The organism is Carboxylicivirga marina (assembly GCF_016612505.1).
GTDB classification, from domain to species: Bacteria; Bacteroidota; Bacteroidia; order Bacteroidales; family Marinilabiliaceae; genus Carboxylicivirga; species Carboxylicivirga marina.
In genome coordinates this window covers 22,739-34,934 of sequence record NZ_JAENRR010000015.1, presented here as the reverse complement: position 1 = coordinate 34,934, position 12,196 = coordinate 22,739, and the positions used below count along the sequence as shown (strand labels likewise).

The window sequence follows — 12,196 nt, the reverse complement described above, 5'->3', positions numbered from 1 at the left end:
TTTTTTAAATATTGTAGTCTTCACCAAACTCTTGTTCCAAACAAGAAGCCTTTTTTCCAATACTCATCATCGAGCCTTGAAATTGTACAACCTTTAGAAGATGAAACGTGGATAAACTCCATGCCTCCCAAATAAAAGCCAACATGATTAACCAACTGTTTTCGATTCCAATTCATATGGAAAAACACCATATCGCCATATTGTAATCGGTTAATAGACGGTATAAACTTCCCTACTCGCCCTTGCTTCGTTGAAGTACGCGGAACTTGTATCCCATGTTTTTCAAAACTAACATAGATCAATCCGGAACAATCGAGGCCATCATGCCCTGTTCCGCCCATTTTATACTGAACGCCTAAAAAATAGCGAGCAGAGGTCATCACCTCTTCGGGCTTTACTTCATTGGTATTAATAGGGTTTTCAATACCTGCTTTCTTATATTTCTTAACCTGTCGTTTATATCTTTTCTTTTGTGCCTCAGATGAAACGGAAATAAGAAACAGACCAATAAACAGTATTATAAAGTATCTAATAATCATATCAGTTAATGTAAAGGATAATTTATTAGAAAAATACAGCAATTAGGCTTAATTAACAATAGCACCTTTTATCTGGCACATTTATTGGCTTCTCCACAACACAACAATTAACACATATTACCATGAAACGAGTTACAATAGCTTTATTTACAATCTTAATTACGATTGGTGCCTCAGCTCAAATAAACATATCAAAATACGGTGCCATTGATGGAATTAACGAAACAGGCCAAACAAGAGTCATTGTTGGTGAAGATTATTATTTCACTTCAGAATTGAACGAAGACGGTGAAGTTTATCGCCTAGAAGGCGTTCCTGCTGAAGGCGATCACATAAGAAGCATCACTGAAGATGAATTTCAAAAGGTAAAAACAGCCTTTGAAGAAAAGTTCGATATGGAACTTCGTCATCAATCGAATTCAGGTCAGTCAATAAATGAAGGAACCTGGAGCTCAACACGTGACAATATTGAATTTGAAATAGTGGTTGATGAATACGATAGTGCAGATTATCATCCGTATGAAATAAAGATGAGCATTACTCACACCGATTAATCAAATTCAGTTACAATATTTGAATGAAAGCCTGCAAATTTTGCAGGCTTTTTTCGTTTTTACATTTTATCTGAAAAGTTATTTAGGCAATACGCGTTATCTTGCAATTATTGTAAAGGCCAAACAAACAAAAAATTGTATTTTTGGAACTTGTCAAAAAAGATGTTCACTATTATCACACAAAAGGTGAACTTATTATATTGAAACAATGTAATTATGAAGCAATATACGCGTTTGAACCTTATACTCGGATGGCTAACTTTTTTTATCTCGGCCACCGTTTATACAATGACTATTGAGCCAACAGCATCGTTCTGGGATTGTGGCGAATTCATCTCAACTTCATACAAACTATTAGTGGGTCACCCTCCGGGAGCACCTTTCTTTATGATAATGGGACGTTTCTTCTCGCTATTTGCCCCTGACCCATCATCCGTTGCTTTTATGATTAATATGATGTCGGCAATTGCCAGTGCACTCACCATTATGTTTTTGTTCTGGACAATTACACATCTTGCTAAAAAAATATTTATTACAGAAGAAGAGCCTCCAATTTGGAGAACATGGGCTGTAATGGGCGCCGGCCTAGTTGGTGCTTTGACCTATACTTTTTCAGATACATTCTGGTTTTCAGCTGTTGAAGGTGAGGTTTATGCCATGTCATCCTTATTTACGGCAGTGGTTTTCTGGGCTATACTTAAATGGGAAAATGTAGCCGGACAAGCTTACTCTAACAGATGGCTGATTCTGATTGCTTACCTAATGGGCTTGTCAATTGGTGTTCACCTCCTTAACTTATTGGCTATTCCGGCCATTGTAATGGTTTACTATTTTAAAATGTATGAAGTAAACCGTAACAATACCCTTAAAGCACTGGCTATCTCAGCTGTTATCTTGGGTGGAATATTATATGGTATTATCCCTGGTGTGGTTAAAGTAGCGAGTTGGTTTGAACTAGCATTTGTAAATGGTTTTGGCTTACCATATAACTCGGGAGCTATCTTTTACATGTTACTACTTTTAGGTGCATTAGTAGCTGGAATCTGGATTACATATAAAAAGAAACTCGTAATTGCCAATACTATCATTCTGGCCGTTACAGTTATCATGATAGGTTACTCATCATTCGCGATGATTGTGATTCGTTCATTTGCCAACCCGCCAATGGATCAGAATTCACCTGAGGATGTTTTCTCATTGATGTCATATTTGAATCGTGAGCAATACGGCGATCGTCCTTTGTTCTTTGGACAAAACTTTAATTCGCCACTCGATCGTGAAGCGATGCGAAATAAAAAAGGAACGCCTGTACGCATTAAAAAAGATGGTGAATATAAAACAGTTGATCATCGTCCTGAATATGTTTTTGACGATCGAACCACCACTTTATTTCCTCGAATGTATAGCCGTGAAGGCAGACATATTAGCGAGTATAAGCGTTGGACAAACTTTAACGGAAAACGTGTAACAGTGGAGGATGAAACTGGCAGACCAAGCACCCTTGAAATTCCAACAATGTGGGAAAACTTTAAATTCTTCATGAATTACCAGGTAAACCACATGTACTTCCGTTATTTCATGTGGAATTTTGCCGGACGCCAGAACGACATCCAGGGACATGGTGAAATACATAAAGGAAATTGGATAACAGGAATTAAATTCATTGATGAATCGCGATTAGGCAAAGAAGAACTTTTGCCAGATGTGTATGCCAATAATCCAGCCCGCAACAAATACTACCTATTACCGCTAATACTTGGGATTGCAGGTCTGCTATTCCAATACAATGCTGGAAAAAATGGCAAACAGGGTTTTTGGATAGTGATGTTACTGTTTTTCCTAACCGGATTAGCCATTGTATTGTACTTGAATCAATCGCCACTACAACCGCGTGAGCGAGATTATGCTTACGCCGGCTCATTCTATGCCTTCACCATTTGGATTGGCTTGGGAGTGCTAGCCATTGTAGACGGCATTAAACGATTCGTTCCCGGATCGGTTGCCGCCAGCATCGCAACAGGTGTATCTCTTGTATTGGTTCCTGGCATCATGGCCAACGAAAACTGGGATGACCACAATCGTTCTGAACGTTATGTTGCACGCGACTTGGCCCACAATTACCTGAATAGTTGTGCCGATAACGCCATCTTATTTACAAATGGCGATAACGACACCTTCCCACTGTGGTATGCACAAGAGGTGGAAGGTATTCGCACAGATGTTCGTGTTTGTAACCTGAGTTATTTACAAACTGAATGGTACATCGACCAGATGAAGCGAAAAGCATATAAATCAGATCCGATGCCATTCTCACTTGAGCACGATCAATATGTAACTGGTAGTCGTGATGTGGTATACCTACTCGATCGTATTAAAGGCTCAATCGATCTAAAGGAGGCGATTGATTTTGTGGCTAGTGATAATCCAAAAACGAAACAAGTTCCTGAATATGCAGGTTATTTGGAATATCTGCCATCTAAACAATTTACGATCCCGGCCGATAGCTTAAAAGTGCTACAGAGGGGTATCGTATCTGAAGAGGCTGCCCACTTACTAACAAACAAGGTAGAAGTTAACCTACAGAAAGACATGATCCTAAAGAATGAATTAATGATTCTGGATTTAATGTCAAACAACGATTGGGAGCGTCCTGTTTATTTTGCAGTTACAGTAGGTACCGATAACTATGTGAGTCTTGAAGACTATTTCCAACTTGAAGGTTTTGCTTATCAGGTGGTGCCTATTAAGACCACAAATATGGATGGTCAGTTTGGTCGGGTTGATACTGAGCGTATGTACCAGAATGTGATGGAAGACTTTAAGTGGGGTGGTTTTGATAATCCTAATGTGTACCTTGATGAGAATCATCTGCGCATGGCTACGAATATCAGAAACAATCTATCGAGACTGGCCAATGCTTTAATTGATGAAGGTGATGCTGACAGAGCTGAAAATATACTGGATAAAAGCATGGAGGTACTTAGTGGAGAGCGTGTGCCTCACAACTATTTCAGCATATTCCTGGCCGAAGGTTATTTCCGAATTAATGAGTTTGAAAAGGGTGAAGAGATTTTAAAAGAATTAGCCAACGACCGACTAAAGGAGATGGACTATTTTAACTCACTGCCCGACTATAAAAGAGCTACTGCAGGACGCGATCCTGAAACAGCAATGGCCATTTACATGGAAATTGTTAAGACCGCTCAAAGATATAATCGTGAGGATTTAATAAAATTCCTGGAGAAGGATTACGAGAAAAACATCAGACGTATGGGTTTCTTTGGTGAATAAATTATGAGTTGGAAGGTTCAACCACCAGAAGTTTTAAGAAAGCTCTTCCCTCATACATTGTGGAGAGCTAAGGGCGAAGGCAAGACTCTTTACCTGACTTTTGATGACGGCCCGGTTGAAAAAGAAACCACTTGGGTAATGAACCTTCTTGACGACTATAAAATTAAAGCCAGCTTTTTTTGTGTAGGCGAAAATGCTGATAATAACACTCACTTAATGCAAGAGCTTTTGAAGCGAGGGCACAGTGTGGGTAATCATGCCTACAACCATTTACCTGCGTGGAAATGTTCGCGCAAAGAGTATTTTGATAATATTGAAAAAGCAAAGCCATTTATTCCTGGCGGATTGTTTCGTCCGCCACACGGGCAGCTATATCCGTGGTATATGACTGAACTTAAGCATCAGTTTAAACACATTGTTATGTGGGATGTATTGTCAATGGACTATGATGCACGCCTGAGTCAGCACGATGTATTGAATAATGTTTTAAACAATACACGCGAAGGTTCTATATTGCTTTTTCATGATTCGAAAAAAGCGTGGAAACGAATGCACTATGCACTTCCAGCCGCTTTGGATCAATTATTAAAAGAAGGGTATCAGTTTAAGAAATTAGAGATGTAAATTTTATTGATTGAAATTACATTAACAACCAATACATAGAAATCAGCAAGGATTAGAAATAGCCTTTCTACTACCTTGCTAATAACAGATTTGACATGAATATTTTACTATTAGGTTCCGGAGGACGTGAGCATGCCTTAGCTTGGAAAATGGCACAAAGTGAAAAATTAGCACAATTATACATTGCTCCTGGCAATGCGGGTACTGCCACTGTTGGAACAAATGTTGACATGAATCCAAACGACTTTGAGGCGCTTAAGGCCTTTGTTCTGGACAAGCAAATCAATATGATAGTTGTTGGTCCCGAAGAACCATTAGTAAGAGGTGTGAAGGATTTCGTGCTTAATGATCCTCAAATAGCTCATGTTCCTGTTATTGGACCAGGAAAAGAAGGTGCAAAACTTGAAGGCAGTAAAGAATTTGCAAAGGCCTTCATGATACGTCATAACATTCCTACTGCTGGTTATCTATCCGTTACCCAATCTAACCTCGAAGAAGGTTTAGCTTTTTTGAAAACACTAAAAGCTCCTTACGTTTTAAAAGCTGATGGTCTGGCTGCCGGTAAAGGTGTACTTATTTTAGACGATTTATCTGAAGCCGAAATTGAATTGAAAGAAATGCTGGAAGGCAAATTTGGTGATGCATCGAGCACTGTTGTCATTGAAGAATTCCTTAGTGGTATTGAGCTATCTGTTTTTGTTTTGACTGACGGACACGGCTACGTGGTATTACCTGAAGCCAAAGATTACAAACGCATTGGCGAAGGGGATACAGGATTAAATACGGGAGGCATGGGTGCTGTTTCACCAGTTCCATTTGCCGATAGTGTATTTATGAAAAAAGTTAATGATCGCATTGTTAAACCTACTGTTGAAGGATTAGCAAAAGACAACATTCCCTACAAAGGTTTTGTTTTTATCGGCTTAATGAGTGTCGAAGGCGAACCGCAAGTTATCGAGTACAATGTACGTATGGGCGATCCGGAAACAGAAGTTGTTATTCCGCGTTTAAAATCTGATTTGGTTGATTTATTTGAAGCTGTTGCCGCTGGCGAATTGCGCAAAAAAACCATTGAAGTTGATGAGCGCAGCGCCACAACCGTCATGTGTGTTTCTGGCGGATATCCTGGTTCTTATGAGAAGGGAAAAGAGATTACAGGCCTGGAGGCAATTAAGGAAGGACTTGTTTTTCATGCCGGAACAACAGAAAAAGATGGCAAAGTAGTAACGGCCGGAGGACGTGTTATTGCCCTAACTGCATACGGCAGCGATAAAGATGAAGCATTAAAGCAATCATTTAACAATGCTCAATCTTTAGATTTTGAAGGCAAATATTTCCGTTCTGATATCGGATTTGACTTATAAAAACATTAAACGTTAGTGGTTATTAGCTCGACTGCTACTGACCACTAACAATTAGCTATTATTTGATTATGCTTTTTAGAGTATTCAATAGAAATGACATTGTTGCCCTGGCACTTATGCCTTTGTTGCTAATTGTTTTTTGGACCAATACATTTTTATTTGATCAAGCTCCAAGCTTCCCTTATGATAATAACCCTATGCCACTTTGGGAATTGGTTATTAATACTTTAAAGGGTAATCATTTTCTGGCATCAATTATTAGCATGTTAATTGCGCTAATTATGATGTTTAGCGTTAATCGAATCGTTAATCGCTATACCCTTTTTAACGGGCAAACCAACTTACCAGGATTTGTTTACATACTTTTGGTTAGTGGCTATTTAATGACTCAAAAGCTACATCCTGTCTGGTTTTATACGCCGCTACTAATGCTTTCTATAGAGCGATTATTTGTAGCTTCAGGAGAGCGAAAACCAATGACATGGTGTTTCGAAGCCACCTTTTGGTTGTCATTAGGAAGCCTGTTTTATGCTAAAGGCATCTATTTTATTATCCTATTGTGGATGATAATGTTTATTCTGCGCCTTATGAATATGCGGTCCTTTATCGCATCTGTTTTAGGTTTAATATTGCCTTATCTGTTTTCATTTGCTTACTTTTTTTGGTTTGATGATTCAAGTTGGTTTACCGATACAGCATATGAAAATTTCATTTCGCCCATTGCCTTTTTTGAACACACACTCTACTCGCAATTATACAATGGTTTAATCATGTTTCTGGTATTTATCTCCATCCTGTCGGTTGTGAGAATACTGCCGGCCATTAAAATCATTACACGCAAGCATTACCGCATTTTCATTTGGCTCATTACCTTATGTATTGTGGCCGCTATTACACCATATTACTCGTTAGAAGTTATGCCCATTTGGGCAATAGGAACCGCCATCATCGTTGGTCGATTCCTTTCCCTTATCCGCCGTCGCTTTATTCAGGAGTTACTTCTTTTGATTTTAATGGTGTGTACCATTGCAGCCCAATTTCTTATTTAATTAACATGGATACCAGTAAGCCAACCCTGGCCATTTATGGCATACAGGATCGTATCAATAGTGAAACACCTTTTTATGTGCACGATCATGCCATAACTTTAATGGATAAGGGCAAAGTCATTAAACACCTCTCACTTGAACGCTTAACACGTAAGAAGCACGATAACACCCTTCACGAACAGCTCTATGACATTCTTAAAAAGGAAGGTTTATTAAAAAATACAGATTACGATTTAGCATTTACAGACAATGTGGTCGGACGAACATTTTTATCGTCGTGCGGCCGCTTCCGTTTTGAAGCACCACTGCACAACAGCTTATTGGCAAGCCCAGAAAAAGGGCGATGCTGGTGGCTCGATAAAGAAAAAGAAGCTTATGCCATCAATCACGAGCTGGCACATATGGGTGCGTGCCTGCCTTTTTACGGCAATTTTAATAACAATAGCTTATTAGTCCATTTCGATGGTGGCGGTAGCTTAAGCAACTTTTCGGCATTTAGCTATGTTAATAAGCAATTAAAACCGATTGAACACCACTGGGATTTTAAATATTTATCAGGATTATTTAACGCCAATGCGCTTGTATTTGGCATCATCGGCGCCAAATTTAAAGAGCAAAACAGTGTGCCAGGAAAAATGATGGGACTGGCAGCCTATGGTACTTACCGCCGTGAAATAGAAGACTGGCTGGTAACTCATAATTACTTCACAGATATTTGGGGTAGTAAAAAGAATTTTTTTAAAGCCGCTAAAACTGACTTCAATATAGACATCAAACACCTTAATCAGGATAATGATTTCTTGCAGGACATTGTGGCAACCATGCAAGGCATCTTTCAGCGAGAGATATTAACCAAACTGCAACAACTAAGGCAGATAGGACAATTCGATTATTTGTATTACTCTGGTGGTTCAGCACTTAATATTGTGGCTAACACCGAGATTGTAGAATCAGGCTTGTTTAAGGATGTTTATATTCCACCGTGCACCGAAGATAGTGGTCTATCGCTTGGAGGGGCTGCAATGCTCGAATGGTATAAACATGGTCATATCGAAACCCATTCACCTTATCTGAACAATTGGCAATTAGCCCAGGAAACATGCGAATTTACAACGCAGGATATCGAAGCATGTGCTGAAGCTCTCATCCAAAACAAAGTGGTGGCCATTTGCAATAACGTAGGTGAAATTGGCCCACGTGCTTTAGGTAATCGCTCAATTATTGCATTAGCCAATAGTAAAAAACTAGCCGATAAAGTAAGCATGGCGCACAAAAAGCGAGAATGGTATAGACCTGTTGCTCCCATTATGCTGACTAAAAATGCATGCTATTTCACTGGTATAAAGTCAATCCATCATCTTGCAAAATACATGCTACTCGATTTTAGGATTGAGAAAGCCAAACAAGCCGAAATTGAGGGAGTAGTTCATGTTGATGGAACATCGCGCATTCAAACAATCGAACAGAACGACAATGCCTATATATTTGCATTACTATCTCACCTGGATAGTAAATACAACGTTAAAGCACTAATTAACACCTCATTTAACGTACGTGGAGAACCAATCGTTCATAATTCTGAGGGTGCAATAAAATCGGCAAAAAACATGAAATTAGATGGCCTTGTTATTAACGGGAAATTTCAGAAATTATAACCACTTATCAATAATGGCTTCCAAATCATCCATCTTTACCGGCTTACCTATATAATCGTTCATACCAGCTTCAATACATACTTCACGATCACCCTTAAGAGCATTGGCAGTCATAGCTATAATTGGTAGTTCAACCTTCTCCTCCCTTAGTTTACGGGTTGCATCCAGGCCATTTAATACAGGCATTTGAACGTCCATAAAAACAAGGTCAATTTTGTCGCTTTCGTCGCCTGTGAGAATATCAACAGCCTCTTGCCCATTGTTGGCTATATTAGTTTGCAAACCTAGTCGTGATAACATCTTTTCCGCAATTTTTTGGTTTATGATGTTGTCCTCAACCAATAATATCTGTTTATCTTTAATACGCTCTTTCAACTCAGCCACCTGAGCATCAGCGCTGCTTACTTCGCCCTTTCCTTCAACCAATAGCTTCTCAATACTACTGAATAAATCGGTATGCTTTACCGGCTTTTGCAGCACAGTATTAACCCCTTTAAATTCTTCTGGGTTCTTCCACCTGTTTTCAGATGAAAACAAGATGATTTTAATATTCTTTTGCTTACGCTTTACTGTCTTTAAAAAATTATCATCTGCCTTACTAAACACATGGCTATCAATAATCATTAAGTTGTACTTCGAATCTTTTTCGAGCACATTTAATGCTGACTTTTCATCATTAACCGTATCCGATTTTATCTGCCAATTATTAAGCGTTTTCTTCAGCAATAATAAGTTCGTTTTATGATTATCAACAATTAATGCATTAATGTGTGAAAATTGCTGAGTATTCAACTCCAGAGTTTTATGGTTCTTGTCGATCACAAATGGTAAGGTAAAATGAAATACCGAACCCGGATTCTCTTTAGACCACATAAAATTTGGATTCGGACTTTCGACCCATATTTTACCCCCCATTAGTTCAACCAGCATTTTAGAAATACTGGTTCCTAAGCCAGTACCACCAAACTTACGTGTGGTTGAACCATCGGCTTGAGTAAACGATTCAAATATCTTCTCAAGCTTATTTTTAGGGATGCCAATACCTGAATCCTCAACTGAGAAATGCAACACAACATTGGTACCTTTTTGCTGTTCTATTTCGACTTTAAGTACCACTTCACCTTCTGACGTAAACTTAACGGCATTACCCATTAAATTAACCAAAACCTGTATCAGTCTACTTTCATCTCCAATAAGCACGGGAGAGATGGTATCTTCAACATCATTTAATATCTCAATGCCTTTTTCTAAAGAACGGAAAGACATCTGATCCATCAAATAATCAACGGTCGAACGTAAATTAAAAGCATAAGATTCTATCTTCATCTTTCCTGCCTCAATCTTAGAGAAATCTAAAATGTCGTTGATAATGTTCAGAAGGTTATCACACGAACGCCCGATGATTGACACCACATTTTTCTGCTCTTTGCTTAAACGTGTTTTTGCCAATAACTCAGTTGCGCCGATTATCCCATTCATAGGTGTTCGAATTTCGTGACTCATATTGGCCAGAAATTCAGATTTTGCCTTATTGGATTCGGCCTCTTTCTTTTGAATTTCCTTTTGAGCACTAATATCCATAAAGGCTTCAAGAAATACTTCTTTTTGCTCTAGTGAAATTGGTATAATATTCTTTAGAATCTCTCGTGATACATTGTTTTCTTTTATCTCCAAAAGCTCTTCAAGAGAGGCTACATTTACACCGGTTTGCGCATCAGTATACTCTTCTTTTTTATTGGTATGAAATAAATCTTCGTACGACGAGTTGGTTAAGTGCTTTAGAGCTTCATCGCCGCTGGAGAAGCCCATTATTTTTGAGGCCGTTTTATTAATCTGAATTATCTGTCGGTCTTTATCTACAATCATCACACCTACCGGAAGATTATCCGTAATGGTTGATAGCGCCTTGTTCGATTCCTTTAAGGATTCGGTTAATAGTTTTTTCTCGGTCGTATCTTCCTTAATTGCCACATAATTCGAGATAGTTTTGTCTTTACTCAACACCGGAGATATCAATACTTTTTCCCAATAGACATTACCATCTTCTTTAGTACTTGATATTTCGCCTTGCCACACATTGCCTTCCTGAATGGTTTGCCATAACACGTCAGCTAGTTCATTCTTTTCATTCTGGAGCTTAAAAAAGTTTGTATTGCCACTTTCAAGTTCACTTTTCGAATAACTATCTAAGGACTTAAAACCTTTATTAACGTATTCAACATTGCCCTGTGTATCAGTTATCATTATTGAAATGGGGCTTTGCTCTACTGCCTGAATCAGTTTTTTGTTATTTTCCTCTGCCTTTTTACGGTACAGAATAACACTTCTTATTTGTGAGAATAAAAAATAAGAAAGAAAAATAACGAATAAAGTAAAGAATATCAGCGAAGTATACTTCAGATTATTATACTTATTTAAAACTGTAACACCCTTGTTATTAAGACTCACCAATCGTTTATTAATCTCGTAAGCAATGGTATTTTCAATTTCCAACATGCGATCAAATTCGGGAGTGGCTCCCTTAATTAACTGCTCAACATTACTCTTTAAATGCTCATTTTCTCCCTTATGTACCGTAATATTCTTTAATACTTGATCCGATATTCGTGTAGACTGATTATATAAATCGTCGATAATCGGTATAAGCTCACTCACCTCTGTTATAGTACCGGTATATTCATCTTCCAAATAGTGTATCCTAATTGTAATTGAATCTTTGGAATAATCTTTTACCGGCCTTACATCCTCGATAACTCCACCCTGATCGATCACATTCAAAATTGCCTTACTCTTGGTAGTTAGCTGTTCAATTTCGATATCGTTATTTTCTAAGGCCTTCGTAAGATTGACTGATGAGTATGATTTAAATGCCAAATTAAGCTTTAACAAGCTCTGATTGAGTAGATTTTCTAGCTTTAATAATTTTTCCTGATTTTCAATTGAACTCCTATACCGTGAACTATATGACTGATCAAAGTAATTTTCAATGATAAGAATTGTGGCAATGGTCAATAGAAATATAGCCAACAATAAGTATAACTTATTTATGATTGGCTCTTTAAAATATGATAGCTTGAGGTTCTTATTTCGCTTGCTCACAGAAATGAATTTTCCTAAAAA

The 12,196-nt window shown here is 38.1% G+C and carries 8 protein-coding genes; 6 read left to right on the top strand and 2 right to left on the bottom strand.

The window, feature by feature from the left end; genetic code table 11:
• Positions 1–20: 20 nt before the first annotated feature.
• Complete coding sequence (locus tag JIV24_RS08425) at positions 21–539, bottom strand: C40 family peptidase (RefSeq protein ID WP_200464592.1); 519 nt, start codon at positions 537–539, stop codon at positions 21–23.
• Positions 540–661: 122 nt separating this feature from the next.
• Between JIV24_RS08425 and JIV24_RS08420 the strand changes: the two genes are divergently transcribed.
• From JIV24_RS08420 to JIV24_RS08395, 6 genes are all read left to right on the top strand, one after another.
• Positions 662–1,093, top strand: coding sequence for a hypothetical protein (locus tag JIV24_RS08420; RefSeq protein WP_200464591.1), 432 nt, complete (start codon positions 662–664; stop codon positions 1,091–1,093).
• A 216-nt stretch (positions 1,094–1,309) separates the two neighbouring features.
• Positions 1,310–4,384 carry a glycosyltransferase family 117 protein gene (locus tag JIV24_RS08415; RefSeq protein WP_200464590.1) on the top strand — a complete coding sequence of 1,025 codons (3,075 nt, stop codon included), beginning with the start codon at positions 1,310–1,312 and terminating at the stop codon, positions 4,382–4,384.
• A gap of 3 nt (positions 4,385–4,387) precedes the next feature.
• Complete coding sequence (locus JIV24_RS08410; RefSeq protein WP_200464589.1) at positions 4,388–5,008, top strand: polysaccharide deacetylase family protein; 621 nt, start codon at positions 4,388–4,390, stop codon at positions 5,006–5,008.
• Positions 5,009–5,103: 95 nt separating this feature from the next.
• Positions 5,104–6,372, top strand: coding sequence for a phosphoribosylamine--glycine ligase (purD, locus tag JIV24_RS08405; RefSeq protein WP_200464588.1), 1,269 nt, complete (start codon positions 5,104–5,106; stop codon positions 6,370–6,372).
• 68 nt (positions 6,373–6,440) lie between these two features.
• Positions 6,441–7,421 (top strand): DUF6427 family protein, encoded by a 981-nt coding sequence (locus tag JIV24_RS08400; RefSeq protein WP_200464587.1) that lies wholly within the window; start codon positions 6,441–6,443, stop codon positions 7,419–7,421.
• 5 nt (positions 7,422–7,426) lie between these two features.
• Entirely contained in the window at positions 7,427–9,076 is a 1,650-nt protein-coding gene (locus JIV24_RS08395) for a carbamoyltransferase C-terminal domain-containing protein (RefSeq protein ID WP_200464586.1), read from the top strand.
• Here JIV24_RS08395 and JIV24_RS08390 read toward each other — a convergent pair.
• A complete protein-coding gene (locus tag JIV24_RS08390) occupies positions 9,071–12,175 on the bottom strand; it encodes a PAS domain-containing hybrid sensor histidine kinase/response regulator (RefSeq protein ID WP_200464585.1) in 3,105 nt (1,034 codons plus the stop codon). The two genes, JIV24_RS08395 and JIV24_RS08390, sit on opposite strands and share 6 nt — an antisense overlap.
• Positions 12,176–12,196 lie beyond the last annotated feature (21 nt).

What these genes read in the sequence shown, in the direction of transcription:
- JIV24_RS08400 (WP_200464587.1), top strand. Translation starts at nt 6,441, where the DNA reads ATGCTTTTTAGAGTATTCAATAGAAATGACATTGTTGCCCTGGCACTT.
- JIV24_RS08420 (WP_200464591.1), top strand. Translation starts at nt 662, where the DNA reads ATGAAACGAGTTACAATAGCTTTATTTACAATCTTAATTACGATTGGT.
- JIV24_RS08410 (WP_200464589.1), top strand. Translation starts at nt 4,388, where the DNA reads ATGAGTTGGAAGGTTCAACCACCAGAAGTTTTAAGAAAGCTCTTCCCT.
- JIV24_RS08425 (WP_200464592.1), bottom strand. Translation starts at nt 539, where the DNA reads ATGATTATTAGATACTTTATAATACTGTTTATTGGTCTGTTTCTTATT.
- purD (WP_200464588.1), top strand. Translation starts at nt 5,104, where the DNA reads ATGAATATTTTACTATTAGGTTCCGGAGGACGTGAGCATGCCTTAGCT.
- JIV24_RS08415 (WP_200464590.1), top strand. Translation starts at nt 1,310, where the DNA reads ATGAAGCAATATACGCGTTTGAACCTTATACTCGGATGGCTAACTTTT.
- JIV24_RS08395 (WP_200464586.1), top strand. Translation starts at nt 7,427, where the DNA reads ATGGATACCAGTAAGCCAACCCTGGCCATTTATGGCATACAGGATCGT.